29 protein-coding genes and 3 tRNA genes are annotated in these 25765 nt (G+C 63.3%); 17 read left to right on the top strand and 15 right to left on the bottom strand.

What is annotated here, in order from left to right; all coding sequences use genetic code 11:
• Positions 1-24 precede the first annotated feature (24 nt).
• The 7 genes from pxpB to pcp all read left to right on the top strand — a co-directional run bounded on the left by pxpB (position 25) and on the right by pcp (position 6127).
• On the top strand, positions 25-672 hold the full coding sequence (gene pxpB / locus BEK68_RS09650) for a 5-oxoprolinase subunit PxpB (RefSeq protein ID WP_009277474.1): 648 nt from the start codon (positions 25-27) through the stop codon (positions 670-672).
• Positions 669-1718: a biotin-dependent carboxyltransferase family protein gene (locus BEK68_RS09645; protein WP_004630996.1), complete on the top strand. Its 1050-nt coding sequence runs from the start codon at positions 669-671 to the stop codon at positions 1716-1718. Before pxpB ends, BEK68_RS09645 begins: the two co-directional genes overlap by 4 nt.
• Positions 1719-1737: 19 nt before the next feature.
• Complete coding sequence (gene pxpA / locus BEK68_RS09640; RefSeq protein ID WP_004630994.1) at positions 1738-2481, top strand: 5-oxoprolinase subunit PxpA; 744 nt, start codon at positions 1738-1740, stop codon at positions 2479-2481.
• 55 nt (positions 2482-2536) lie between these two features.
• On the top strand, positions 2537-3274 hold the full coding sequence (locus tag BEK68_RS09635; RefSeq protein WP_004630992.1) for a DUF969 domain-containing protein: 738 nt from the start codon (positions 2537-2539) through the stop codon (positions 3272-3274).
• Between the two features lie 3 nt (positions 3275-3277).
• Positions 3278-4234: a DUF979 domain-containing protein gene (locus BEK68_RS09630; protein WP_004630990.1), complete on the top strand. Its 957-nt coding sequence runs from the start codon at positions 3278-3280 to the stop codon at positions 4232-4234.
• Positions 4235-4375: 141 nt separating this feature from the next.
• Positions 4376-5401: a TRAP transporter substrate-binding protein gene (locus BEK68_RS09625; protein WP_024542209.1), complete on the top strand. Its 1026-nt coding sequence runs from the start codon at positions 4376-4378 to the stop codon at positions 5399-5401.
• A 78-nt stretch (positions 5402-5479) separates the two neighbouring features.
• Positions 5480-6127, top strand: a complete 648-nt coding sequence (pcp, locus tag BEK68_RS09620) for a pyroglutamyl-peptidase I (protein ID WP_004630986.1) — start codon at positions 5480-5482, stop codon at positions 6125-6127.
• A gap of 25 nt (positions 6128-6152) precedes the next feature.
• On the opposite strand, the gene BEK68_RS09615 is transcribed toward pcp, so the two are convergent.
• From BEK68_RS09615 to BEK68_RS09600, 4 genes are all read right to left on the bottom strand, one after another.
• Positions 6153-6878 carry a ribonuclease E gene (locus tag BEK68_RS09615; protein ID WP_232295853.1) on the bottom strand — a complete coding sequence of 242 codons (726 nt, stop codon included), beginning with the start codon at positions 6876-6878 and terminating at the stop codon, positions 6153-6155.
• Positions 6879-7073: 195 nt separating this feature from the next.
• Positions 7074-7706, bottom strand: coding sequence for a DUF2968 domain-containing protein (locus tag BEK68_RS09610; protein ID WP_009241122.1), 633 nt, complete (start codon positions 7704-7706; stop codon positions 7074-7076).
• 35 nt (positions 7707-7741) lie between these two features.
• On the bottom strand, positions 7742-8149 hold the full coding sequence (locus BEK68_RS09605) for a hypothetical protein (protein WP_009241121.1): 408 nt from the start codon (positions 8147-8149) through the stop codon (positions 7742-7744).
• A 314-nt stretch (positions 8150-8463) separates the two neighbouring features.
• Entirely contained in the window at positions 8464-9048 is a 585-nt protein-coding gene (locus BEK68_RS09600; RefSeq protein WP_009241120.1) for a PAS domain S-box protein, read from the bottom strand.
• Between the two features lie 789 nt (positions 9049-9837).
• On the opposite strand from BEK68_RS09600, the gene BEK68_RS09595 reads away from it, so the two are divergent.
• Positions 9838-10155 carry a hypothetical protein gene (locus tag BEK68_RS09595; RefSeq protein ID WP_009277476.1) on the top strand — a complete coding sequence of 106 codons (318 nt, stop codon included), beginning with the start codon at positions 9838-9840 and terminating at the stop codon, positions 10153-10155.
• A 108-nt stretch (positions 10156-10263) separates the two neighbouring features.
• Here the strand turns inward: BEK68_RS09595 and BEK68_RS09590 are convergent.
• The 6 genes from BEK68_RS09590 to BEK68_RS09565 form a co-directional block, all read right to left on the bottom strand.
• A tRNA-Ser gene (locus tag BEK68_RS09590) sits at positions 10264-10353 on the bottom strand.
• Between the two features lie 74 nt (positions 10354-10427).
• Positions 10428-11696, bottom strand: a complete 1269-nt coding sequence (hemW, locus tag BEK68_RS09585) for a radical SAM family heme chaperone HemW (protein ID WP_009241119.1) — start codon at positions 11694-11696, stop codon at positions 10428-10430.
• Positions 11697-11703: 7 nt separating this feature from the next.
• Complete coding sequence (gene rdgB / locus BEK68_RS09580) at positions 11704-12309, bottom strand: RdgB/HAM1 family non-canonical purine NTP pyrophosphatase (RefSeq protein ID WP_009241118.1); 606 nt, start codon at positions 12307-12309, stop codon at positions 11704-11706.
• A gap of 11 nt (positions 12310-12320) precedes the next feature.
• Positions 12321-13037 carry a ribonuclease PH gene (rph, locus tag BEK68_RS09575; RefSeq protein WP_004630940.1) on the bottom strand — a complete coding sequence of 239 codons (717 nt, stop codon included), beginning with the start codon at positions 13035-13037 and terminating at the stop codon, positions 12321-12323.
• 96 nt (positions 13038-13133) lie between these two features.
• Positions 13134-14048 (bottom strand): PP2C family protein-serine/threonine phosphatase, encoded by a 915-nt coding sequence (locus BEK68_RS09570; RefSeq protein ID WP_004630938.1) that lies wholly within the window; start codon positions 14046-14048, stop codon positions 13134-13136.
• Between the two features lie 105 nt (positions 14049-14153).
• Positions 14154-15179 (bottom strand): serine/threonine-protein kinase, encoded by a 1026-nt coding sequence (locus tag BEK68_RS09565; protein WP_004630936.1) that lies wholly within the window; start codon positions 15177-15179, stop codon positions 14154-14156.
• Between the two features lie 151 nt (positions 15180-15330).
• On the opposite strand from BEK68_RS09565, the gene BEK68_RS09560 reads away from it, so the two are divergent.
• The 3 genes from BEK68_RS09560 (at position 15331) to rpoZ (ending at position 17294) form a co-directional block, all read left to right on the top strand.
• A complete protein-coding gene (locus BEK68_RS09560; RefSeq protein ID WP_004630934.1) occupies positions 15331-16266 on the top strand; it encodes a YicC/YloC family endoribonuclease in 936 nt (311 codons plus the stop codon).
• Positions 16267-16288: 22 nt separating this feature from the next.
• Positions 16289-16954 carry a guanylate kinase gene (gmk, locus tag BEK68_RS09555; protein ID WP_004630931.1) on the top strand — a complete coding sequence of 222 codons (666 nt, stop codon included), beginning with the start codon at positions 16289-16291 and terminating at the stop codon, positions 16952-16954.
• A 136-nt stretch (positions 16955-17090) separates the two neighbouring features.
• On the top strand, positions 17091-17294 hold the full coding sequence (gene rpoZ, locus BEK68_RS09550) for a DNA-directed RNA polymerase subunit omega (protein WP_004630929.1): 204 nt from the start codon (positions 17091-17093) through the stop codon (positions 17292-17294).
• A 96-nt stretch (positions 17295-17390) separates the two neighbouring features.
• On the opposite strand, the gene BEK68_RS25730 is transcribed toward rpoZ, so the two are convergent.
• On the bottom strand, positions 17391-17561 hold the full coding sequence (locus BEK68_RS25730; protein ID WP_009277478.1) for a hypothetical protein: 171 nt from the start codon (positions 17559-17561) through the stop codon (positions 17391-17393).
• Between BEK68_RS25730 and BEK68_RS09545 the strand changes: the two genes are divergently transcribed.
• The gene (locus BEK68_RS09545; RefSeq protein ID WP_009241117.1) at positions 17560-19980 is read left to right on the top strand and encodes a RelA/SpoT family protein; all 2421 of its coding nucleotides are present in this window, start codon (positions 17560-17562) and stop codon (positions 19978-19980) included. The genes BEK68_RS25730 and BEK68_RS09545 overlap by 2 nt on opposite strands.
• 156 nt (positions 19981-20136) lie before the next feature.
• On the opposite strand, the gene BEK68_RS09540 is transcribed toward BEK68_RS09545, so the two are convergent.
• Positions 20137-20213 (bottom strand) — tRNA-Arg (locus BEK68_RS09540).
• Positions 20214-20331: 118 nt separating this feature from the next.
• Here BEK68_RS09540 and greB point away from each other — a divergent pair.
• The gene (greB, locus tag BEK68_RS09535) at positions 20332-20895 is read left to right on the top strand and encodes a transcription elongation factor GreB (RefSeq protein ID WP_004630922.1); all 564 of its coding nucleotides are present in this window, start codon (positions 20332-20334) and stop codon (positions 20893-20895) included.
• 9 nt (positions 20896-20904) lie between these two features.
• On the opposite strand, the gene BEK68_RS09530 is transcribed toward greB, so the two are convergent.
• Entirely contained in the window at positions 20905-21738 is an 834-nt protein-coding gene (locus tag BEK68_RS09530; RefSeq protein WP_009241116.1) for a DMT family transporter, read from the bottom strand.
• A 148-nt stretch (positions 21739-21886) separates the two neighbouring features.
• On the opposite strand from BEK68_RS09530, the gene gcvA reads away from it, so the two are divergent.
• The 3 genes from gcvA to BEK68_RS09515 all read left to right on the top strand — a co-directional run bounded on the left by gcvA (position 21887) and on the right by BEK68_RS09515 (position 23744).
• Positions 21887-22822 carry a transcriptional regulator GcvA gene (gene gcvA, locus BEK68_RS09525; RefSeq protein WP_009241115.1) on the top strand — a complete coding sequence of 312 codons (936 nt, stop codon included), beginning with the start codon at positions 21887-21889 and terminating at the stop codon, positions 22820-22822.
• A 74-nt stretch (positions 22823-22896) separates the two neighbouring features.
• Complete coding sequence (locus BEK68_RS09520) at positions 22897-23334, top strand: YXWGXW repeat-containing protein (RefSeq protein ID WP_009241114.1); 438 nt, start codon at positions 22897-22899, stop codon at positions 23332-23334.
• Between the two features lie 104 nt (positions 23335-23438).
• Positions 23439-23744 carry a hypothetical protein gene (locus tag BEK68_RS09515; RefSeq protein WP_009241113.1) on the top strand — a complete coding sequence of 102 codons (306 nt, stop codon included), beginning with the start codon at positions 23439-23441 and terminating at the stop codon, positions 23742-23744.
• 7 nt (positions 23745-23751) lie between these two features.
• On the opposite strand, the gene BEK68_RS09510 is transcribed toward BEK68_RS09515, so the two are convergent.
• Complete coding sequence (locus tag BEK68_RS09510; RefSeq protein WP_009277481.1) at positions 23752-24786, bottom strand: extracellular catalytic domain type 1 short-chain-length polyhydroxyalkanoate depolymerase; 1035 nt, start codon at positions 24784-24786, stop codon at positions 23752-23754.
• Positions 24787-25088: 302 nt separating this feature from the next.
• Here BEK68_RS09510 and lysM point away from each other — a divergent pair, with 302 nt between their 5' ends.
• On the top strand, positions 25089-25574 hold the full coding sequence (lysM, locus tag BEK68_RS09505; protein ID WP_009241111.1) for a peptidoglycan-binding protein LysM: 486 nt from the start codon (positions 25089-25091) through the stop codon (positions 25572-25574).
• A gap of 69 nt (positions 25575-25643) precedes the next feature.
• Here lysM and BEK68_RS09500 read toward each other — a convergent pair.
• Positions 25644-25719: transfer RNA gene (locus BEK68_RS09500), tRNA-Thr, on the bottom strand.
• Between the last annotated feature and the right edge of the window lie 46 nt (positions 25720-25765).

The following is a 25765-nucleotide window of genomic DNA, read 5'->3' as shown; positions in this document are numbered from 1 at the left end:
GGCGCACACGAGACGGGGGTTAAGTTGCAGTGCACGATTCACCGGCTGGGCGAACTCGCGCTGTTGTGCGAAGTGCCGCCACCGGCCACCCTGAATTGCCAGCAGCGCATCTGGGCCATGGCTTCGCGCGCGTCCAATTGGGCGGGCGTGGTCGACGTGGTGCCCGGCATGAACAACCTCACGCTCGTGTTCGGTCCACTGGCCGATGCGCAGCGATTGACCACGCAGCTGCGTGAGGCCTGGGAAGAGAGCCAGGCGTTGGTGGCCGACGGCAAACTCGTCGACATCGAAGTCGCCTATGGCGGTGACGAAGGCCCCGACCTGCGCGAAGTCGCCAAGCACACCGGCCTCAGCACGGCCGAAGTCGTGCGCCGTCACACCGCGCCGGAATACATCGTCTATTTCCTGGGCTTCCAGCCCGGCTTTGCCTACATGGGCGGGCTCGACAAGTCACTCGCCACGCCGCGTCGCGCCGAGCCGCGCATGGCCGTGCCGGCCGGTTCGGTCGGCATCGGCGGCGAGCAGACCGGCATCTACCCGGCCGCATCCCCCGGTGGCTGGCAACTGCTTGGCCGCACAGACGCGGCGCTCTTCATGCCGCAGCGTAATCCCCCCACGCTGCTGGCGCCCGGAGACCGCATCCGCTTTGTTGCCTCGAAGGTGCGCGCATGAGTTCGAAACCCCAACCCATGATCGAGATCGTGCGGGCCGGCGTGCTGGCGTCCGTGCAGGACCTGGGCCGCACCGGCTATCGCCGTTTTGGCGTGTGCACGTCGGGCGCGCTGGATCCGCTGTCGCTGTATGTGGGCAACCGCTTGGTTGGCAACCGCAGCGATGCGGCGGGCATCGAGTTCACGCTGGGCAACGCCACGCTGCGCTTCCACGCCAATGGCCTGATCGCGCTGACGGGCGCCGATTGCCGCGCCACGCTCGACGGCGCACCGGTGCATGCTTGGCGCGCCATCCCCGTGCAACGCGGGCAGATGCTGACATTGCGCGTGGCGCAGGGCGGGGTGCGTGCGTATCTCTGCGTGGCCGGCGGCATCGATGTGCCCGAGATGATGGGCTCGCGCAGCACCGATCTGAAAGCCGGCTTTGGTGGTTTCGAAGGGCGCCCGTTGAAAGACGGCGACAGGCTGCCCGTGCTGCCTGCCGACACAACGTACGCCCCCGACATCAGCGGCGATACCGTTGCCGTGAAGGCCGCCCGCTGGACGTTCGACCGCGCGCAGAAGGACACGCCGGTCATGCGCGTGCTGCCCGGTCCTGAATACGACGATTTCGTTGCCGACGCGCAAGCCGCATTCTGGGAATCGGACTGGACGCTCACCCCCAACAGCAACCGGATGGGTTTTCGCCTGCAGGGGCCGGAACTCAAGCGCAAAAAGCAGCGCAGCGGCGATCTGCTCTCGCACGGCGTGGTGCCGGGCGTGATCCAGGTGCCGCCGTCTGGCCAGCCCATTGTGTTGATGGCCGATGCGCAAACCACGGGCGGCTATCCGAAGATCGGCTCCGTCATCCTGGCCGACCAATGGCGCCTGGCGCAGATTCCGCTCGGCACGCGCGTGCGCTTCGAGCGTGTCACGCTGGAAGAGGCCGAAGCCGCCCGCGCCGACGTGGCACGGTATCTGCAGCAAATCGAAACCGCACTGGATTGGCAGCGCCAAGGCATTCTGTCGAGCGCGCATCGCACCGCCAAGACGCGACTGAACGCCTGATGCACCGGAAGACAACACCATGACCGCAATTGATCTGAATGCCGACCTCGGCGAAGGCTGCGATACCGACGAGGCGCTCCTCGCACTGGTGAGTTCCGCCAACATCGCCTGCGGCTGGCACGCCGGCGACGTCAACACGATGCGCCAGACCGTGGGCTGGGCGCTGCGCCAGGGCGTGTCGATTGGCGCGCATCCGAGCTTTCCCGATCGCGAAAACTTTGGCCGCACTGAGATGCATCTGCAGCCCGATGAAATCTACGCGGGCGTGCTGTTCCAGATTGGTGGGCTGTCAGCCATCGTGCGTGCGCAGGGCGGCAAGCTGGCGCACGTGAAGGCGCACGGCGCGCTGTACAACCAGGCTTCGCGCGACCGGCCGCTGGCCATGGCCATCGTGCACGCGATCCGCGATTTCGATCCGTCGCTGGTGGTGTTTGGCCTGGCGGGAGGTGAACTGGTCAAGGCCGCGCGTGAACTTGGCCTGCAGGCCAAGGAAGAGGTGTTTGCCGATCGCGGTTACAACGCAGACGGCTCGCTCGTCAAACGCGGTACGCCGGGCGCCCTGATCGACAGCGAAGATGCCGCGCTGGACCAGACGCTGACGATGGTGCGCGAGCAGCGCGTGAAGGCCATCGACGGCACGTGGGTTCCGATCCGCGCGGAAACGGTTTGTCTGCACGGCGACGGCGCGCATGCGCTGGCGTTCGCGCGACGCATTCGGGAACGGCTTGGCAGCGAAGGCATCGCTGTTCGCGCCGGCGCCTGAGCCACGGCCCCGTCCTTCCAGCGGGGCTTTTTATCAACTTGGGGGGAAGCACCACATGGGTACGGCAGTGAATCTATGGCCGCTGATCGGGGTGGTCGTCATCATCGCGGGGTTCATCCTGCGATTCAATCCGATGCTGGTGGTGGCCGTGGCCGCCATCGCCACCGGTTTTGCGGCATCGATGTCCATCGAGCAGATCCTGACGGCGATCGGGACGGGCATCATCAAGACGCGGACGTTGCCGCTGATCATCCTGCTGCCACTCGCGGTGGTGGGTCTGCTCGAACGCCACGGCTTGCGTGAACACGCGCAGAACTGGATCGCGCGCATTCAATCGGCCACCGTTGGCCGTCTGCTGATCGTCTACCTCGCCGTGCGCGAGCTGACGGCAGCTGCCGGTCTGACGAGCCTCGGCGGTCATCCGCAGATGGTGCGTCCGCTGCTGGCCCCGATGGCCGAAGGCGCCGCCGAGAACCGTTTCGGCAAGCTGCCGGCGCCGGTGCGTGAACGCCTGCTGGCCTTCTGCGCCGCCACCGACAACGTGGGCCTGTTCTTCGGCGAAGACATCTTCGTGGCCTTCGGCGCCATCGCGCTGATGCACACGTTCCTGCTCGGCTCGGGCATCGACGTGGAACCGCTGCGTATCGCTGTGTGGGGCATCCCGACGGCGGTCTGCGCGTTCCTGATCCACTCGGTGCGCCTCAAGCGCCTGGACGGCTGGCTTGCCCGCGAGATGGGTAACCAGCGGGGCGCCGCCGGCAATACCAACACGGCCGCGGCCAAGCAGGGGTAAGCCATGATTCTGTCGATCAACTATCTGTACTGGCTGGCCGGGATCATCCTGACGATCACCGCGCTGATGACCTTTGCCGACAAGAACCACCCGCGTCGCTGGACCACGGGCCTGTTCTGGGCGATCTTCGCCGTCATCTTCCTTGTTGGCGACAAGATCCCACCGATCGTGGTTGGTGTGGGTGCCGTGGTGATGGCACTGCTGGCCGGCACCGGCGGCGTGACGCTGGGCAAGCACGGTGAACTGCCGGCAGAAGAGCGCCGCGCATCGGCCAAGCGCCTGGGCAACCGTCTGTTCATTCCGGCGCTGACCATTCCGCTGGTCACCGTCATCGGCAGCGTGTTCCTGAAGGACGTGAAGATCGGTGGCGACCTGCTGCTCGATCCGAAGAACCAGACCTTCGTCTCACTGGGCCTGGGCTGCATCATCTCGCTCGCGCTGGCGTGCTGGCTGACCCGCGACACGCCGGTGCAGGCCATGCGTGAGTCGCGTCGGCTGACGGAGTCGCTCGGCTGGGCGCTGGTGCTGCCGCAGATGCTGGCCATGCTCGGCCTGGTCTTCGCCGATGCCGGCGTGGGCAAGGCCGTGGCGCACCTGACCACCGCCTACATCAACATGGACTATCGACTGGTCGCGGTGGTCGTCTATTGCGTGGGCATGGCGCTCTTCACCGTCATCATGGGCAACGGCTTTGCGGCCTTCCCGGTCATGACAGGCGGCGTGGGCGTGCCGATCCTGGTGGGCGTGTTCCATGCCAATCCGGCGGTGATGGCGGCTATCGGCATGTTCTCGGGCTACTGCGGCACGCTGATGACCCCGATGGCGGCGAACTTCAATATCGTGCCTGCCGCGCTGTTGGAGTTGTCCGATAAGAACGCTGTGATCAAAGCGCAAGTCCCGACCGCGCTACTGTTGCTTGCAGCCAATATCGTGCTCTTGTACTTCCTGATGCTCCACTAATCGTGTTTAATGCGTCGCGTGCGGTGTGCGTCACGCTGGCGGTTCTTAGCCGGCGGACGCCACCCAGCGCGATCGCTGCCCGGGAGACAAGGGCATGCAGTCGTGTCGACCTCGCATCGTGCTCTTTCTCCGGGGGGATTCATGAGCAGCCAGATGACGAGCGGCCGTTCCATGTCGGGACGCCGCTTTTTTTGTGTTCTCGCAGCCAGCGCGCTGTCGTTGATTTCCGCCGCGCAAGCCAGCGCGGAAACGCTCCGAGTGGCCACGCCGTATCCGGCCGTCAATTTCCATACGCAAAACCTGCAGGCCTTTGCCACCGCAGTCAGCAGCGCCACCAATGGCGGGCTCAAGCTCGAGGTCTATCCGAACGGCACGCTGCTCAAGCCGGCCGCCATCTTTGACGGCGTCAAGGACGGCAAGGCGGAAGCGGGCGAAGTGATGCTCTCGACGCTGGCTCAGCGCGATCCGCTTTTCGGCGTGGATTCGATTCCCTTCGTGGTGTCGGGCTACAACGATGCGCGCCTGCTGTGGGATGCCTCGCGCAGCCACATCGAAGCGTTGATGAAGGCCAATGGTTTGCGCCTGCTGTACGCCGTGCCCTGGCCGCCGCAGAACCTGTATTCCGAAACACCGATCGCCCGTTTGTCCGACCTGAAGGGACATCGTTTGCGCACCTATAACGCGGCGCAAAAGCGCATTGCCGAGCTGTACGGCGCACAGGCCGTGCAGGTGGAAGCCGCTGATCTGACTGCCGCGATTGCCGGCGGCCGGATCGACACGATGGTCACCTCGCCGTCCACTGGTCTGGAGACGAAGGCTGGCCAGCGCATGACCTATTACTACAAGGTCAACGCGTGGATCCCAAAGAACGCCGTGTTCGTGAATGAGGCGCGCTTCGCCAAGCTCCCGCCCGCGACGCAGCAGACCGTGCTCAAACTCGCCAAGGATTACGAGGCGCGCGGTTGGGATTCCAGCCGCCAGACCTACGAGCGCGACGAAGCCGAACTCGCCAAGACCGGCGTGCGCGTGCTCAATCCCGACGTGACGCTGCAGGGCGACATGCGCCGCCTGGGCGAGCGTCTGACGCGCGAATGGCTGCACACGGCGGGCACGGAAGAAGTCGACATCCTGTTGAACTTCGAGAACAAGCGCAGCAAGGCAAACTGACGCCGCAACGCGCTCGGGCATGATGTTCGACGGACGTTTATCATCGTTTTTGTCTTACGCAGCAAGCAGGAGAACATCATGCCTACCGTCCTCGTCACCGGTTTCGACCCGTTCGAGAACGAACCCATCAATCCGTCGTGGGAAGCCGTGCGCACCCTCGATGGCCAGGGAATCGCCGGCGCCGAGATCGTCGCGCGACAGTTGCCGACCATCTTCGGCGAATCCAACAAAGTGCTCGGCAAGTTGCTGCAGACGCTGCAGCCGGAGGTGGTGATTGCCGTGGGGCAGGCTGGCGGCCGAGCCGAGATGGCCATCGAGCGCATCGCCATCAATGTTGACGACGCACGCATTGCCGACAACGCCGGCAAGCAACCGATCGATATCGCCATCGCAAGTGACGGTCCGGCCGCGTATTTTTCAACGCTGCCGATCAAGGCCATCGTGCGCGAACTGCGTGCGGGTGGCGTTCCTGCGTCGGTCTCGCAGACGGCGGGTACCTTCGTCTGCAACCACGTTTTCTATGGGCTGATGCATGCCATCTCCCGCCACAAGCTGCCCACGCGCGGCGGCTTCATCCACATCCCGTATCTGCCGTCGCAGGCCGCCAAGCACCCGGGGCAACCGAGCATGGCGCACGACACCATCGTCACCGGTCTGCGCATCGCCATCGAGACAACGCTGCGCACGCTGCACGATGTACGCGAAACCGGCGGCCAGTTGCACTGAGCCGGCGTGGCGGCACGCGCTCCGGTCAGTCCGTGAAGCGCGTATGCCGTTGCAGTTCGATATGCACCGGCGCGCCCGGCGCCGCATAGCCTGAAGCGATTGGCGCCGTGTCGATCGGTGCCGACTCGAATTCGATGAACGCAGATTCCTCGTCGAGCAGTGTGGCCGGCCGTTCCAACTCGTGTGTCGGTGCTGGCTCGACGGCCCGCACAAGCATGCGCGTCCGGATCGATTTCGCCGGCAATTGCGTCACCACCGGCGATGCAGCAGCGATGACCGGCCTAGTGACTTCCGCACCGTCCAACGTCGTGTCGGGAGCACGCGCGACCGCCGTTGCGGCTGCGATAGCGGTTTCGGATTCCTCGGGCTCTTGGGTTTGCGCTGACGCGACGGGCTCGGCAGGAGGGTTCTCGAGCAGAACGATCGGTGTGGTCGGCTGGGCGATGGCGGCCACGGTTGCTTGATCAAACTCTGCGGCTGGCTGGCGATGCTGCCCGGTCTGCCAGCCAAGCAGCGCGGCCGCCAGCGTGCATGCCATGCCAACCGACAGCGCGGTCATGCGTTGAGGCCACTGCCTATGGCGGGCTGTACCGGCGCTACCGCACGTGTGGGCTGCTGGATCGATCGACGCGCTGACCTGTGTTGCGGCGCCGGGCTGCGCGCTGTCGAGTGCAGGCCCGAAAGGCGGCGGCATACGCACCAAGCCCGGTAGGCGCAGGTGTCCGTCGATGATGAAGTTGGGGGATTCCAAATCCGTCTCCGCTGATGGCCGCAGCGCGCATCCAAGCCGGCTGCGCAAGCAGGCGCCATGCTAAGCGGCAGATGGACGGTGGTCGATCAGATTGCTCTTAAGTCGATGCGCGTTGCATCGAAGGCGGAGAGGTCGCTGGCCTGCCGCAGTTGCGCCAGGCCAGGAAGGTGAATGTCAAAGCCCTTGACGAGACGTTTAAGGCGCGGGCGACCAGTGCGGATCGTTGAGCTGTTTTTCCAGCAAGCGGATCTGCTGCTGCAGCGATTCAACCTGGGTCTGATACGCGCGGCGCTCGATGTCCAGCGCCTTCGTCTCCTGACGCATGGTCTGCTGTTCAGTCAGCATTTTCTGGCGCTGCGCCTGCATGATGCGCACTTCCTGGCTCAGGGATGCGGCGCGCTGCTGAGCTGCCTGGGCTTCGCGCTCCAGTTGCGCCTTCTGGCCCGCCGTGACGGCGCGGCGCAGATCATCTTCGGCCCACGTCCGGGTCTGACCGGTCAGCGTCTCGTATGCGCCTTCGGCTGGAGCGACCGACGCAAACTTGTACACACGCCACAGTTCCTTGCGATACGACAGGGCGACGTACGCTGTGGTGTCTTCGTTGACCAGCAGCAGGCTCGTGCCGTAGTCGCCGTTGTAAGTCGTGCGCAGTTCGGTCAGGCGCTTCTGCGCCAGCAACTGCTGCAGTTCAGCGACGGTGCCGCCCGATGCAGCCGTGGACACTGCAGGGGCTTGCGGCGCACTGGCTTGCGCGTGGACGAGGCCGGCGCCCGCAACCGAAGCTGCGGCAACGAACGTGAGAACGGTTCGGCGGAGTACGAGAGACATCGCAAAGTTCAGAAATCGGAGGCGACGCGACTATATCAGCTTTGTGCGCCCGGCCCCGCAGCGAGCGTACCGATTTGACCTTCCGTCGCCTTTGAATCATGGCGGCGTCGCGCCTCGGCCACGATGGACTGCCATTCGGTGAAAGAAACGCGCTCGCGAAACATTTCGATCAGGAAGTCGCCAACGTCCTGATGCCGCTTTGACGTGCCAAGCGCGGCTTTCAAGCGCCGCAGCGCTCTCTGCAAACGCGTGACGCGGGCCCGTGCGTTGGCCTGTTGCAATGAGCCGATGGGAAATGTTCTTACGGATGCTTCGGCCGCTGCCAACGCTCGCACGAGGTCGGCGCGTTGCTGTTGAAGCGGCTCGGCCACGTCGTTTTGACTACCGAGGGTATCTGGGAAAGGAGATTGTGTGTCCTCGAGGCGACCAAAGGCGTGGCGCATTTCGATGCTCCTGTATCGGGTTTAGGTACCCGAACCCCGACGCCAATCGGGGTGGCCGGGCACAAGGCAAGGTTGGCGTACCGGCGATACAGGAAACCGGCGAGCGCGAGCGCTCCCTCACCAAGGCCCGGCCATAGGAGGCGCTTGATGAACGGGCGTAAAAAAACCGCCGGCCGGCGGTTACCCGCCTGTATCTGCTCTCGGACGCCAATCCGAGGTCACGTTGTGTGCGTGACGGGCGGCAGTATAGCCCAGGGCGCGCGCGCTATTTGTGCCAGATGGTGATGCGACGATGCCGTGATACAGGGCGGGTATCAGCGGCTTCGCATCTCTTTGAGCCACAGGCTCATCAGCCCAGCGCGGCCACGCACGCCGAACTTGCGATAGACGCTCGTAATGTAAGAGTGCGTGGTCGACGTGGCCAGACCGAGCTGTTCCGCAATCTGCTTTTCTGCGGCTTCAGTCAACAGCAACTGCAACACCCTGGATTCGTGAGGCGCCAGACGCGCCTGCAGTTGCGCCAGCGGACTGGGCTCCGCCAGCGTCCTCAATGCGGTGACATTGCGCGCCACGCCAATGCGCAGTCGATGCTCCACGTTCCACTGTGCCGACCATGACAAATGGACATCGGTGCCCGACTGGTGCCGATAGCGATTCTCGAATCCGCTGCACTTCACTCCCGCCTGAACCCGACCCGCTTGCTTTTGCGTTCTGTCGCGGTCGTCCGGCGCCACGAGTTCGAGCATGGTTTGCCCCAGCAGCTCGGATGGCCGATAACCAAGAATGTCTTCCCACGCTGCATTGGCGTGACGAATCCGCCCACGCTCGTCGACCAGAAAGACGCCGTCTGGAAGACTATTGGCCAAAGCAATCGCGCTTACATCCTTGAGGACTTCCATGGTCGGCTGCAGTGGGTTGCAATACAAAGAACCGATGGCCAGGCGCCGAGGAGCATTACCAGGTGCGGTCGCCGTCTTCAGGCAGCGACAAGCGGTTGCACAAGGTTGTGATTACCGCGACTTTGCCCCATTGCCCGCGTGCTGGCTCGCGTGAACGGCGTGCCGGCACGTTCTTACCCTCTAATTAGCAGGGTGCCAGCCAGAATAGCGTCTGTTATCGTTCTCGACAATATTCGGCATCGGCATCACGCCTAATAAAAAAGTTCAGCGCCCGCGCGGTTCCATGGAGCCGACGCAGGGCGAGCAACGGGGAAAACAGCAGGTCGCTTGGCCTAGTCAGGCCAGGTCAGCTTCGGAGGAATGGGGTGAGCGGATTCACCCTGTTTTTTCGAGTTGGCATTTCGGCGATATTGCTCGGCGTTGATGCGCGGGTGATCACCAATAAGATGATTGGTGAACACCACATAATAACGAGTCACACCGACTTCGAAGAACGGGGAGTGTCTTTACGCGCTCGACCTGCCTCAAGCCCCCTCGGGGCTTGGGGTGGTGCTCGTGTCCCTGCTTTGCCAACGGGGCATGACGGAGCGCTGCCAGGTTATTTCATTCCATAAAACAATAAAAAATAAAACTATTTTGATTTAACGCTCAAATCATATGGATTTGATTTGCAAGGTCAGGTTGTACCAAGATCGCGGTAATTGTTTTGCGGTGTTGGTAGCGCCGGGCGCGATGTGCTCCAGCACCGGGCGAAACGTCGCCGAAGCGTTAGCAAATCTGGGTCGCTCCATGGCCGAGAATCCTCTTCCTCAATCGGTAGATCTTCCGATCAAGCCGAAAGAGCGCAAGAAGAGAAGTCCGGCAGGAGGACTGCCGTCGGATCCTCGTGAAGTTTCCCGCGCTGTCCCACTCGTTAAACGCCTCCTTGAAGAGCGTTTCGGGAAGACCACTCTGCGTGGGCTCTCGGAAAAACTGGGTTTGGACGACGTCACGCCGCAATTGCTGTCGTCTTCCATCGCGGGCAATGGAGCGAAGCGCGTTCGCCTCGCCATTGCCGAGGCGCTGGGAGAAGACGCCGATGCGCTTTGGCCCACGGCGCGGCACTGACAAAACGGCACGGGCTGGAATAGAAATCGGCCCCATGCCGTTGCGACGTTGCTATTGGGGTGCGCGGAAGAGTGCGGGAGAAATCTGGAGCGCCTTGGAACCAGGGGCTGGCGGAAGCGGTGAGATTCGAACTCACGGATGGGTCACCCCATCGGCAGTTTTCAAGACTGCTGCCTTAAACCACTCGGCCACGCTTCCTTCGTACTGCGCTGCTCGTTGCGAGCAAGGGCGCCATTGTAACGGTACCTGGCGCAACTTGGCACCGGGTACCGTCAGTTTTCGTCGTCGGCCAAGAACAATTCCTGCAAATCGTTGAGGAATCGCTGTCCCAGTTCGGTCGGGCGGATGGCGACATGGTCGCGCGTCAGCAGGCCGCGCTGCTCGGCGGCGTCGAGTTGTCGCTCAATGGAGCGCAGCGGCAGGCCCGTGCGTTCCTGGAACAGCGTGACGGGAAAACCGTCCGTCAGTCGCAGCGCATTGAGCATGAACTCGAACGGCAGGTCGGCAGCGTCGACTTCGCGCTGCTCCTGCATGACGGCCGCACCGCCCGCAGTCTCGGCCTGGCGCAGATACGTGTCCGGATGCTTGTGCCGCATCTCGCGGATGACCCGGTGCGGAAAACTGAGCTTGCCGTGTGCGCCCGGGCCAATGCCGAGGTAATCGCCGAATTGCCAGTAGTTCAGGTTGTGCTTGCAGCGCTTGCCGGCCTTGGCGTATGCCGACACCTCGTAGTGCTCGTAGCCTGCCGCTGCCAACCGCGCGTGAATCCAGTCCTGCATTGCAAACGCCGCGTCGTCATCCGGCAGCGCGGGCGGGTACTTGGCGAAGTAGGTGTTCGGCTCCAGCGTCAGGTGGTACAGCGACACGTGATTCGTATCGAACGACAACGCGGCCTCAACATCGGCCTCGCACTCGGCAAGTGTCTGGCCCGGCAGCGCGAACATCAGGTCGAGGTTGATGTTGTCGAAATGCGCGCGGGCCATGTCGATGGCGGCGCGCGCTTCAGCGGCGCTGTGGATGCGGCCTAGCGCCTGCAGGTATGCGTCGTTGAAGCTCTGGATGCCGATCGACAGGCGGTTCACGCCGCTGGCGCGGTAGCTACGGAAGCGTTCTGCCTCGAACGTGCCCGGGTTGGCCTCCATCGTGATCTCGGCGTCGGCGTCAACTGGCAGCAGCATGCGGATGTCCGACAGCAAGCGGTCCAGCCCTTGCGCCGACAACAAGCTCGGCGTACCGCCCCCGATGAAGATCGTGTGCACATGCCGGCCCCACACCATCGGCAGCGCGGCTTCCAGGTCTTGCCGCACGGCAGCCAGAAAGCGCTCTTCCGGGATGCCCTGTTCCGGCTCCGCATGCGAGTTGAAATCGCAGTACGGACACTTGCGTACGCACCACGGCACGTGCACGTACAAGGACAGCGGCGGCGAAGCGGGCAAGTTGATCTTGCCCGGCTGCAGGAAGACGGAGGTGACCTTGTCACCGGTCTCAGCGGCAGTCGCGGCAGGCGTCTTGGCTGCGCCGGCGGGGTAAATCGGGATCATCGGAACGTCAGGCGTTTTCAAAGGTGCGCAGCCGTTCGACGAGCTGCGCGAGGGCTTGTGCACGATGGCTCACGCTGTTCTTCTCGGCCTTGGTCAGTTCGGCGGCGGTCTTGCCGAGATTGGGCAGCAGGAAGTGTGGGTCGTAGCCGAAGCCGCCGTCGCCGCGCGGTGTGTCGATCACCTCGCCAAACCAGTTGCCTTCGGCAATGATCGGCTGCGGGTCATCGGCATGGCGCACGTAGACAAGCACGCAAACATAGTGTGCTCCGCGATCCGCTTTGCCGACCAGTTCGCGGACGAGGCGGGCGTTGTTGGCGGCGTCCGATTTGGGCTCGCCCACCAGTTGCGCATAGCGCGCGGAATACACGCCCGGCGCGCCGCCCAACGCATGCACGCAGATGCCGGAGTCGTCTGCCAACGCAGGCAGGCCCGACGCACGGCTCGCGTGGCGCGCCTTGGTGAGCGCGTTTTCAACGAACGTCGCATAGGGCTCTTCCGCCTCGGGAATGCCGAGCGCGCCTTGCGGCGTCACGTCGAACCCGAGGGTGCCCAGCAGCGTGTTGAACTCGGCCAGCTTGCCGGCGTTGTTTGATGCGAGAACGATCTTGCGCATGGCCGTGTCGATCACAGGCCCAGCGCCTGCTTCTGCAGGCTGATCAGCGTGCGGATGCCTTGATCGGCCAAGCCCAGCATTGCATCCATTTCGGCACGCGAGAACGGCGTGCCTTCCGCGGTGCCTTGCACTTCCACAAAGCCGCCACTGCCGGTCATGACGACGTTCATGTCGGTATCGCAGGCGGAGTCTTCGGGGTAGTCCAGATCGAGCACCGGTACGCCGTCGACCACCCCGACCGATACGGCTGCCACGAAGTCGCGGACCGGGTCGCCCACCAACTGGCCCTTTTCGCGCATGACCGAGACAGCGTCGTATGCCGCGACGAACGCGCCGGTAATGCTGGCCGTGCGCGTGCCGCCATCGGCCTGCAGCACGTCGCAGTCGAGATGCAGCGTGTGCTCGCCCAGCGCGCGCAGATCGAACACTGTACGCATCGCGCGGCCGATCAGGCGCTGGATTTCCTGCGTGCGGCCGCTCTGCTTGCCGCGTGCGGCCTCGCGGTCGGAGCGCGTGTGCGTCGAGCGCGGCAGCATGCCGTATTCGGCTGTCACCCAGCCCTCGCCGCTGCCCTTCTTGTGCGGCGGCACCTTGGGCAGCACGCTGGCCGTGCAGAGCACTTGCGTGTCGCCAAAGCACACCAGCACCGAGCCTTCGGCATGGCGCGTGAACTTGCGGGTGAGGGTGACAGGGCGGAGTTGGTCGGGCTGGCGGCCGCTGGGTCGCATGTGGGGTCTCGCTTAAGAAACGGATAGCCCAACATGATACCGGCCCGCGCTGCGCTTGGCAGGGCGGGCCGGAGGAGGGGGTCTGCGCTGTGGCGCTTAGCGCGTCAGATTGCTGGTCTTGTCGATGGCGGCGCGGATTTCAGCGATGGAGCGCTCGATTTCCTCTTCCGACATCAGCCCCGATTCGCTTTGCGGCGCGTCCAGGATGGACGTGGTGAAGGCGTTTAGCGGGAGGGTGTCAGTCTGCACCGAATCCTGCGTAGTGGTCACAGCGTCCAGCTCCCACATCATGGAGATGGCGGTGGTGTTGTCTGCCGAGTCGCCGGCATTGCGCAATGCGCGGGCAATCAGCTCAGGAATCGCCTGCGTGACCGAGAAGCTTGTGCAGGTGTCGATCAGTTCGTCTTCCTGCACGCTGCCCCACAGTCCGTCGGAGCACAGCATGGCGACGTCGCCTGGCTCAAGGTTCACCGGCCCGCCGATGTCGATCAGCGGCAGATTGGGCGAGCCCAGGCAGTTGTAGATCTTGTTGCGCTCGGGGTGGTTCGCGACCTGCATCGGCAGTACACGGTCTTGTTGCAGCAGGTTCTCGATCTTGGAGTGATCGCGCGTGCGCGTCACCAGTTCACCTTTGCGCATCAAATACATGCGCGAATCGCCGGCGTGCGCCCAGTGCAGCGAGCCGCGCTGGGCGAGCGCGCAGACGATTGTCGTGCGCGGCGCATCCGGCAGGCCGTTCGTCTCGGCATAGCGGTGGATGTCGCGGTGCGCGAGCATGATGCTCTCGTGCAGGAAATCACGCGGATTGCGGATCGACGGACGTGCGTGGCGCTGGAACTGGCGCGCCATGGTCTGCAGCGCCTGCTGGGCAGCAACTTCGCCCAGCGAATGCCCGCCCAGGCCGTCGCAGAGCACCATCAACATGGCGTCGCGCGTGAAGCAGTAGCCCATGCGGTCCTGGTTGACGCGTCGCGCGCCTTTCTTGCTTTCCTGATAAACCGAGAATCGCATTGCGGCTAGATGAGTATTCGGTGAGGGGATGCGGTGCAGCGGCTAGTCCCGCCGAGTGTTGCACCTTTTGGAATCATACTCCGCCTATGGGTGGCGGCTTGGCGGTCAACTGTCCCGGCGGCGCAACAGCCGGCTCATGAAACGCGTTGTCAACGCCTCTTTTTCTTCCGGCACCGGGCCACCCTGTGTGATGGCGGTCAACGCTTGCAACTCGGTCAGCGCGTTGCTTTCTTCACGCAGCACCTTTTGCAGGCGGAACACGCTCTGCGGGCGCTCTTCAGGCTTCATCTTCAGGCACCAGCCAACCAGATCGATCAGGCTGGCTGTGTAGACCTTGCGCAGGCGCTCCAGGCCTTCTTCCAGCTTGTCGTCTTTCTCGCGCTGCGTGGCTTCCTGGGGCGGCGTGCCGGCCATGCAGGCATAGATGGTGGCGCCGATGCTATAGATGTCCGTCCACGGGCCCAGCTCGTTGTGCTTGCGGTACAGCTCCGGTGCGGCAAAGCCCGGCGTGTACATCGGCTGGAAGCGCGAGGCTTCGGCGGTGAGCGTCTGCCGTGCAGCGCCGAAATCGAGCAGGATCGGCGAAAAATCTTCGCGCAGGTAGATATTGCCGGGCTTGATATCGAGGTGCAGCAGCTTGTGGATGTGGACTTCGCGCAGCCCGCTCATCAGGTCATGGAAGACCTGGCGGATGAAGCGCTCGCGCAGCATCTTCAGCTTGCCTTGCTGGCGCGCGGTGAGGATGTGTTCCTGCAGCGTTTTACCCTGCTCATACGTCATCACCATATAGACGGTGCCGTTTTCCCGAAAGAAATTGAGCACGCGCACGATGGCAGGGTGGGAAATCTTGGCCAGTGACCGGCCTTCTTCAAAAAAGTACTTGAGCCCCAGGCGGAACGCACTCGCGCTTTCTTCGGGCACGACAGGAATCAATTCGCCGGGCGCGCGACGGGCCAGCGAAGACGGCAGGTATTCCTTCACAGCCACCGGCGTCCCATGTTCGTCGGTGGCGAGATAGACGAAGCTGAACCCCCCGCTGGCCAACTTCTTTACAATACGATAATTGGACAGCAAGGTGCCGACCGGCAACGGTGCACTGCGTGGCTGTCCTGAGCCTTTTGACTCTGTCATGGGTTTGTGTGGCGAAATGGCTGTCGGATTCTCCCTGACCAGTCCACACGTTGTAAAGCGACAAAAGGTGGGGGATTCCCCGCCAATTCCGGGCGTTAAATAACCGCCGCCGGATTTTCCGACTCGATCAAGAACAACACACCACGATTCCATGATCCACAGCATGACCGGCTACGGCGTTGCCACACGCCAGGCAGCCTTTACCGATGCCCATGGCGCACCCAGCGGGAGCGTCGCCACCGTCTCGGTCGAGTTCCGCACCGTGAACTCGCGCTTCCTCGATCTGCTGTTCCGCGCGCCGGAAGAGTGCCGTGCCTTCGAGCCGGCCCTGCGCGAAATGCTGATGGGCGCACTGTCGCGCGGCAAGCTGGAGTGCCGGATCAACCTGCAGCGCCAGGAAGCCGCCAGCGATGTCGCAGCGCTCAATGTGGAACTGCTGCAACAACTGGCCAAGCTTGAGCAGGCGGTCACGCCCCACCTGCCGGCATCGGGTTCGCTGCGCATGGGTGAAATCCTACGCTGGCCCGGCGTGCTGGCCGAGCCCCAACTGACACAGGACGCGTTGCGCGACGCCGTGATCGAGGCCGCCAAAGAGGCGCTCAAGCAACTTCTGGAATCGCGCCGTCGCGAAGGCGATGCGCTCAAGGCCGTGCTGCTCGACCGTGCTGACGCAATGCTCGCCATCGTCGACAAGCTCACGCCGATGGTGCCGGTCCTGATCCAGCAGCATCAGGACAAGCTGACCGAACGCCTGCGCGAGGCGTTTGGCCTGGCCGCGCCCGAAGGCACGCCGGCACTGACGCGCGACGAGCTGTCGGAGCGCATCCGCCAGGAAGCTACCGTCTACGGCATCCGCATCGACATCGCCGAAGAACTTTCGCGCCTCCAGGCGCACCTGCGCGAGACGCGCCACATCCTGGAGAAGGGCGGCCAGATCGGCAAGCGCCTCGATTTCATGATGCAGGAGTTGAACCGCGAGGCGAATACGCTCGGCTCGAAGGCCGCCGCCAAGGAACTGGCCGATGCATCGATGGAACTCAAGCTGCTCATCGAGCAGATGCGCGAGCAGGTCCAGAACCTCGAATAACTTGAAACGATAGAACCAGAACATGCCATCCTCTCAAGCGCACTCTGCCGTTGATACGCCCATCGAGAATCATTTTCCCGGCAGCCTGTTCATGGTCGTGGCACCGTCCGGCGCCGGCAAGTCGACGCTGGTGAATGCGCTGCTGGCGCAGGATTCGTCGATTCGCCTGTCGGTCTCAGCTACGACGCGCAAGCCGCGTCCGGGCGAGCAGCACGGCCGCGAGTACAACTTCATGACCGTCGAGGAGTTCAAGGCTTGTCGTGATCGCGGCGAGTTTCTCGAATGGGCCGAGGTACACGGCAACTACTACGCCACTTCGCGCGTGTGGATCGAAGAACAGATGCGCGCCGGCACCGACGTGCTGCTCGAGATCGACTGGCAGGGCGCTCAACAGGTGCATCAGCGTTTTTCCAATGCCGTCGAAATCTTCATCCTGCCGCCGTCGCTCCCTGCGCTGGAAGAACGTCTGAAGAAGCGCGGTCAGGACGAGCCGAATGTGATCGTGCGCCGCCTGCTGGCGGCGGGCTCCGAGATGGCGCACGCGCCCGAGGCCGACTACGTGATCATCAACGAAGTGTTCGATACCGCATTGGCCGAACTGCGCACCGTGGTGCAGGCCACGCGCCTGCGCTTCGGTGCCCAGAAGGCGCGCCACGGCGAGTTGTTCGTCGAGCTGGGCATTCACTGAGCACGCAGCGCAATCACGTTTTCCAGCGCGATTGCGAAAGTGTGGTAGCGCCTGCGCCCAAGAGCTGTCCGAAGGGAGTGCTGCGCTGCTGCTAAAATATCGAGATCAACTAGATTTGCCACCAGGTGGAGTTTTCATGGCGCGTATTACCGTCGAAGATTGCTTGAAACAGATTCCGAATCGCTTCGAACTGGCATTGGCCGCAACGTACCGCGCCCGTCAGTTGGTGCAGGGCCACACGCCCAAGGTCGATGCCAAGGACAAGCCAACCGTGACCGCATTGCGCGAAATCGCATCGGGCCAGGTTGGCATCGAGATGCTCAAGAAGGTTCCGTCCTGAGCTGACACGCGTTACCTGGCATTACCTGGCGTGGTACGCTGCCTCGGTCACTGATCGTTCTTGCGATCTTTCGTGGATGTGAAAGCCGCGAACGCACTAGACCTCCGGCATGCCTACCTCGCCTGTTTCTTCTTCGCCCAGGACCCAACATTCCGCCACGCACGAACACAACGTGCCGTCGGTGGAATCGTCCGCGAGGTCGTCCGGTCCTGAGCCGGGCGCTTCCACGGTCCCTTCCGGGTCTTCCACCGCTTCCATCGTTTCCATGCCGTCATCCGCTTCCGGCTCCGGCCCCGCGTCGCCTCGTACGGGTGCGCCGAACTTGCCTGATCCGCGTGGCGCCGACCTGGTAGGGGAGCGGGCAGCCCTGCCGCCCAAATCGCATAAGGGCGCAAGCGCCGACGCCGCTGGCTCGACAGCCAAGCCGGAGGGCGCCGACACGCTCTTCATTGATGCGGTGCTCGAGCAGACCTATCGGCATCTTTTCGGCCCGACCTCGCAGCCGGCGGCACCGCCTCGCCAACAGGTCGTCTCCATTTCGGGGCTGACCGAAAAGCTGTCGTATCTGAAGCCGGCGGATCTCAAGCTGGTGAAGGAAGCCTTCCACTTTTCCGATGAGGCGCACCTCGGGCAGTACCGCCAAAGCGGCGAGCCGTACATCACGCATCCCGTGGCCGTGGCAGAGATCTGCGCGGGCTGGAAGCTGGATGTGCAATCGATCATGGCGGCGCTGCTGCACGACGTGATCGAAGACCAGGGCGTGACCAAGAGCGAGCTTGCCGAGAAGTTCGGCCCCAAAGTCGCAGAGCTGGTCGACGGCCTGACCAAGTTGGACAAGCTTGAATTCCAGAGCCGCGAACAGGCGCAAGCCGAGAGCTTCCGCAAGATGCTGCTCGCGATGGCGCGCGATGTGCGCGTGATTCTCGTCAAGCTCGCCGATCGTACGCACAACATGCGCACGCTCGACCACGTGCCGCCGGAGAAGCGCCGCCGCATTGCCGGCGAGACGATGGAGATTTACGCGCCGATCGCGCACCGCCTCGGCCTGAATACGACATACCGGGAGCTGCAGGAACTGAGCTTCCGTATCGGCTCGCCGTTCCGGTATGCCACGCTCGAGAAGGCGGTGAAGGCGGCGCGCGGCAATCGGCGCGAGGTCGTGAGCCGCATTCTGGAAACGGCCCAGCGCGCGCTGACCGACGCGGGCATCCCGGCCGAAATGACCGGGCGCGAAAAAACCCTGTACAGCATTTACCGCAAGATGCACGACAAGCAGTTGTCGTTCTCGCAGGTGCTGGATGTGTATGGTTTTCGCGTGGTGGTCGACACGCAGATGCAGTGCTACATGACGATGGGTGCGCTGCACAGCCTGTACAAGCCGATGCCCGGCAAGTTCAAAGACTACATTGCCATCCCCAAGATCAACGGTTATCAGTCGCTGCACACGACGCTGGTGGGCCCGTTCGGCACACCGGTCGAGTTCCAGATCCGGACGCGTGAGATGAACCAGATTGCGGAAGCCGGCGTGGCCGCACACTGGATGTACAAGCAGCACCACGACGAGCCCGATCGCGCGCAGCAGCAAGCGCATCAGTGGCTGCAGTCGCTGCTCGACATCCAAAGCCAGACGGGGGATTCGCAGGAGTTTCTGGAGCACGTCAAGATCGACCTGTTCCCGGATGCGGTCTACGTGTTCACGCCCAAGGGCGAGATCCGCGCGCTGCCGCGCGGTGCTACGGCGCTGGACTTCGCCTACGCTGTGCACAGCGATCTGGGCAACCAGTGTGTGGCGGTCAAGATCAACAACGAACTGCTGCCGTTGCGTACGGAGCTGAAAAACGGCGACATCGTCGAGGTGGTGACGGCGCCGTATTCAAAGCCGAACCCCGCATGGCTCACGTTCGTGCGCACAGGCAAGGCGCGCGCGGCGATCCGGCATTTCCTCAAGACGGCCAAGCTGGATGAGGCGATTCAACTGGGCGAGCGTTTGCTCGAACAGGCGCTGCGTCAGATCGGCATCGACATGAAGGCCGTGTCCGCCCAGGTATGGGAGCGCGTCGTGCAGTGGACGGGCAACAAGGCGCGTGAAGACGTTTTTGCGGATCTCGCGCTCGGCCGCCGGGTGGCCGCCGTGGTTGCGCGCCGTCTCGAAATTCTTCTGCAAGAAGGCGGTCACGACGGCGATGAAGCCTTGATGGCGGCCGTGCATACCTTCGCTGGCGACGAGGCCCCTGCCGTCACCGTGAGTGGCGACGAAGGCATGGCAATGGTGTTCTCTTCGTGCTGCCGCCCGATTCCCGGTGACCCGATCGTCGGCTATATCGGCAAGGGCGAAGGCTTGCAGATCCACGTGCAGGAATGCCGCGTGGCCAAACGTCTGCATGGCAAGGATCCCGAGCATTGGATTGACGTCATGTGGGCGGAGCACACGACACGCGCGTTCGATGTGTCGATCAAGGTGCTGGTGCGCAATACGAAGGGCATTCTGGCGCGTGTCGCCGCCGACCTGACGTCGGCTGACGCCAACGTGGCGCACGTGTCGATGGAGCAAGAGGGCGATCAGGAAGCGACGTACATGACGTTCCTGATCCAGGTGCATGATCGCGTGCACTTGGCCGATGTGATGCGCGCGCTGCGGCGCAACCCGGATGTGATTCGTATTGCGCGAGATCGCGGTGGAGATTGACGCTCCGAGCGGAAACAAAAAAAGGCGAGGCCACATGGCTTCGCCTTTTTTGGTTGTGGCCTGCTAGAGCACACACAAGAGCGCTTTGGCACGACCGGCGCGGACAAATGAAAGGGGCTTCCATTTTTGGAAGCCCCTTTCATTCTCGTATTAGGTTGGCGCGGCTGGCAGGATTCGAACCCACGACCCCTTGGTTCGTAGCCAAGTACTCTATCCAACTGAGCTACAGCCGCAACCGAGAAATGAGATTATACAGAGATTTTTTGCCGTGTGAACCCCCTTCTTCACTTTTTCTTCGAGAGGGGCCAACTTTCTATAATGGAGCCTTGATCCACCGTGGCTTCTTCCATCATGAACAAGGCTTTCGTCCGGGAAGATTCCGGCGACGATGAAGACGATCTGCCCGAGGGCGCTGCGCCCTTGCCGCCGGGTTCCAAGAACTACATCACGCCGGCGGGCTACGAGCGCCTGCGCACCGAGCTGATGCACCTGATCGACACCGAGCGGCCCGAAGTGGTTGGCATCGTGTCGTGGGCGGCATCCAATGGTGATCGCTCCGAAAACGGCGACTACCTTTACGGCAAGAAGCGCCTGCGTGAGATCGATCGTCGCATCCGCTTTCTCACGCGCCGTATCGAGAAGGCCGAGGTTGTCGACGCCAGCTTGCAGGGCGACAACGATCAGATCTTCTTTGGCGCGACGGTTACCTACGCCAACCAGCGTGGTGAAGAGAAGACGATCACCATCGTCGGCATGGACGAGGTGGATCTGGACATCGGGCACGTGAGCTGGATCTCGCCGATTGCGCGTGCGCTCATCAAGGCGCGCGTGGGCGATACGGTGCCGCTGCGCACGCCCACAGGTGTCGAGCAGATCGACATCCTCGAAGTCAAATATCCGCCGCGCACCGCCTGAGCGTTGTGCTCAGGCCGGGTGCCCCAGGCAGTAAGCACCGAAGGCGATGACAGAGCAGGCCGACAGGCGCCGCGCCGTGAGCGACTCCTTCAGGAACAGCCGGCCGAGCAACGCGGCAAACACCACCGATGTTTCGCGCAAGGCCGACACGGGCCCCATCGGCGCGAGTGTCACAGCCCAGATGACGATGCCGTAGGCGATGAGCGAGACTACGCCGCCACCAAACGTCTTGAGCGTGTTGGCGTCGCGCAGGTCGATGTTCAACGGGCCTTTCCACACGCGATAGAGCAGCACCATCGGCAGTCCGTCGAGCATGAACAACCATGCCGAGTACGCATTCGCATTGCCGGCTGCCCTTGCGCCGATGCCGTCGCACACCGTGTAGCACGCGATGAATACGCCCGTGGTGAGCGCCGCCAGCGTCGAGCCAAGGTCGGCCTTGCGGCCGCGCGCCAGACTGAGAATGCCGCCGCTCACCAGCACCACGCCCGCGAGCGTAATCACGCCCGGCATTTCGCCCGCGAAGAGCGAGGCGCCCACCGTTACCAGCAGCGGCGATGACCCGCGCGCGATCGGGTACACCTGCCCGAACTCGCCAAACCGATACGCGCGCGCGAGGAACACGTTGTAGCCGACGTGCAGCACCGCGGATAGCGCCACATACGGCCACGCGGCCGGTGCGGGCAATGGCAATGCAATCGCCATCGGTAGTGCTGCCACGCCTGAAGCCAGTGTCATCAGCGTGATGGCGCGCAGGCGGTCCGAGCCGCTTTTCAGCAATGCATTCCATGAGGCGTGGAGCAGGGCGGCGCAGAGAACCAGGGCGATAACGGCGGGGGTCACGATGACGTGGTGCGCGAAGTGAGGATCGGGTCGATTTTTCTCACCCGATGTAGTGTCGGCGAGAGCCAGAAGGCGCCAGCGTAGTCCCAGGAAGTGTGATCAACAATCGATATATACTGACCTGATCTGTGCGAAAAAATCACGCGATATGCGCAAGCTGCCTCCTCTGAATGCCTTGCGCGCCTTTGAATCGGCGGCGCGCCATCTGAGTTTCACGCGTGCGGGCGACGAGCTGAACGTCACGCATGGCGCGATCAGCCGCCAGGTTCAGGCACTCGAGGCGTGGCTCGGCGTGTCGCTCTTTCGCAGGCTGAATCGGCGGGTGGAACTGACTGATGCGGGTCAGCGCTACCTGTCGGAGATTGGCGTAGCACTTGACCGCATCAGCACGTCCAGCCAGGCGCTGCGCGACCGCGACGCGGCGCGCATCCTCCGCGTGAACAGCATCCCGACGTTCACCATGCGCTGGCTGATTCCGCGGCTCTCCACGTTCCAGATGCGCTTTCCGCGCGTGGAGGTGCGGTTGACCACCTCCATCGAAGAGATCGAGGACTTGCCCGACCATTTCGACGTGATCATTCGTGGCGGGCCGGAGATTCATGCGGGGTTTCGATCGGGACGCTTTCTGGACGAGAGCCGCTTTCCGGTGTGCAGCCCTGTGTTGCTGGAGCGCTTGCCGTTGTCGACGCCGTCGGAGTTGCGGCATCACACGCTGCTGCATTCGGACACGCTGCCCTCCGTGTGGCCAAGCTGGCTGGTGCTGGCCGGCGTACCAAACCTGCGGCCTGCGCATGCGCTCACGTTCGAGCATTTCTATCTGTCCATTCAAGCCGCCATCGATGGTTTGGGTGTCGCGATGGGGCCATCGGCGCTTATCACGGATGATCTCGAGGAGGGGCGTCTTGTGGCACCGTTCCCCAATCTCGCGCTGGGCGCGCGCAGCTACTACTGGTACAGCCCTGCGCGCAATCTCGGTGACGAAGTGGTGCAGGCTTTTTGCGCGTGGCTCGGCGAGGACCGGCCACAACGTCACGCAAACGTGAACACATTTCCGATCCCCGGTAACGGAGGTAACGCCGCGTAACACCCTAGAGGCGGAGGCGAAACGCGATGCTACGATGCCCCCAAGCTTGATTGCTTTGGAAAGGAGGTCCCCACATGAAGAAGAACGCGTGGATTCTCGCCGCATGCCTGGCCGCTGCCGGTGTGGCAGGTTCGATCGCCTTGCCGGCGCAGGCGCAGGTGTCGATCGGTGTGCAGATCGGTCCGAGCTACGCGCCGCCACCGCCCCAGTATGAGCCGGTGCCGGTCTTGCAGCCGGGCTACGTATGGGTGCCGGGTTATTGGCAATGGCGCGATGGCCGCTATGTCTGGCGTCGCGGCTATGGTGAACACGGCCGCCCGGGTTATCACTGGCGCGAGCCGCGTTGGGAGCAGGGTCCGCACGGCTGGCAGATGCATGACGGTGGCTGGGACCGCGGCGACGACGGTCGCTGGCGTGGCGGTGATCGGGATCGCGACTGGGATCACGGTCGCCGCGACCGCGACGACCGCTACCACTGCCCCCCGGGCCACGCACGCAAGGGCGAATGCTGATGATGCAACGACAGGCCGGTCATGTACCGGTCTGTTTTTTGCAAGCGAGTCTGTCGACGCCGCAACCCCTGAAAGCGAGGCCGCGGCGCCTTCCGGGAGGCCACATGACAATGGAATCGAATTGGCGCACCGAACTGTACAAAGACTTTGACGTCTACGTACTGGCCATTCCGCGTGCTGAGCGCAAATCGGACAAGAGCGGGCAGGGACCCACGCAGTGGGATTTTGTCGTGCGCATCTGCGAGTCCGGCGCGGACCCGACGGCCGTCGAAACGCTCGTCGCCCATTCGCACGACGAGCGCCCGCTGCCCACGCGTGAAGCCGCCGAAGACGCCGGGCTCACGCGCGGCTATGGCTTGATCGATCAATTGCTGGGGCGCAACGCCGTGCAGCAGTCGATCGATCTCTAACGTCCGCTTACGCCGCGAGCGCTGTATCGCGAATGTGCCGGCGTGCGAATTGCCACCACAGCCAGGTCGCGTCCGGGCCCGGCGCGTGGAAGGCGTAGCGCGGGTCGCCGCCGCTCCAGGCGTGGCCCGTGGCGGTGAGTTGGCACAGGCTGACGATGCATTCGCCGTCGCGTATGTCGTTGCGCAGGACATAGCCTTCGCCGCGCGTGGTTTCGCGTGAGACGTTGCGCCCATCGCCCAGATGATTCAGCGCGCGGAACTGCGCGGCTAACTGCGCTTGGTTGGTGGGGTTGACGGCCTCATCGCGCAGACCGTGCAACAGCATCGTTGGCATGCCGGGATAGGCGGCCACGTTTACCACGCTGGAGAGCGCATCGACGGCGTCGACGCGTGCCCCGCGGCGCATCAGGTTCAATGCAGACGCCGGCGAGCGTGCCACGCCCAAGGCCGGGCCCGAATGTAGCGCCAACGCGGCAAACAACTTCGGATGACGCAATGCCATCAGGCCGGCCAATCCCGCGCCGGCCGACAACCCTGCCAGATACACGCGCGAGGGGTCTGCGCCAGTTTGTGCCAGGGTTTGTTCGATCAGTTGGGCAATGCCGTCGGCCTCGCGCGCGCCAGCGTGCTCCGGGTCATACCAGTGCCAGCAGCATTGCGGATGCGCGCGGCGCGGCTGCTCCGGATACAGCACGATAAAGCCCTCGCGGTCTGCCAGTGCGTTCATGCGCGTGCCATGCGCCAGCACTTCCGCCGATTGTTTGCAGCCATGCAGCATCACCATCAGTGCCGGGGGCTTGCTGCCGCGTGTGGGCGGTGTGTAGAGCCAGTATTCCGGCCGGCGCGCCACCACGGCGGGCGACTCGGGTTCGTAGATGAACTGTTCGCGGACGAAGGTGCCCTGGGTGGGCGTGGGGCGTACGCGGCGCAGGCTCTCGCCGCGTGTGGTTGGCTTGAGCGGCTTAACCGGTTTAGGCGGCCATGACGGGCGCCCAAAGCCCGGTGTGGTCAAGGCGTCGACCAGGCGGGTGATGGATTTCATCCAATTACGGTGCATGGCGGAGGCAAAGTTGCTCGGATGAGGACGATGGTGCGCGTGCTCTCCGAGAGGTCGCAAGGGGTTTCGGTATTGGTAGGACAGTGTGCCAGCGAGTTTGTTGCAATGCAGCATTGAAAGTGGGCGAAGCGCCGCATTGGCGCCTGGTCTTGGCGCAAAGTTTGCAATTGCGCGCGACTGTCATGGAGACACCGTTGGCAAGCGGCTACACTGCCGCGACAGGCGCGCTCCGCTGTGGCCCGCCTCTCTGCGTTCCCGTTCCCCGTTGTGTACTTATGGAGGTCGTTATGGGTTTTTTTGACTTCATCAAAGAGGCTGGCGAGAAGCTCTTCCACGGCAGCGCTGCAGCCGCGCCGGCCGATGCGTCGGCGGATGCCGATGCCGCCAAGGCAGCCGACGATGCAAAGGGCCAAGCCATCCAGGACTACATCGCGCAGCAGGGCCTGAGCGCCACAGCGCTGTCGGTGCAGGTGGAAGGCGATGCTGCCAAGGTGTTTGGCGTAGCGCCGGATCAAGCCACGCGCGAGAAAATCATCCTGTGCTGCGGCAACGTCGAGGGGATCAAGTCGGTGGATGACCAGATGTCGGTCAACACCGAGTCGGAAGAATCGCAATGGCACACCGTGGAGCGCGGCGATACGCTTTCGGCCATCGCCAAGAAGTTCTACGGCGATGCGAACAAGTACCCGGCCATCTTCGAAGCCAACAAGCCGATGCTGTCGAATCCGGACAAGATCTATCCGGGGCAGAAGCTGCGCATTCCGGCGGCTTGATTTGGCTTGCTTTGTTTCGGAGGCGCAAAGCAAAAAGCCCAGTCGATGAAGACTGGGCTTTTTTTATTCTGGTGCCGCTGACCGGAATCGAACTGGTGACCTTCGCATTACGAATGCGCTGCTCTACCGACTGAGCTACAGCGGCGTCGGAAACAACGATTCTAACAGAACTTTTTGTCGCTCTGCAAGGC

Source organism: Ralstonia pickettii, from assembly GCF_001699815.1.
In the GTDB taxonomy this organism is placed as follows: Bacteria; Pseudomonadota; Gammaproteobacteria; order Burkholderiales; family Burkholderiaceae; genus Ralstonia; species Ralstonia thomasii.
This window is presented reverse-complemented; position numbering and strand designations above follow the sequence as displayed.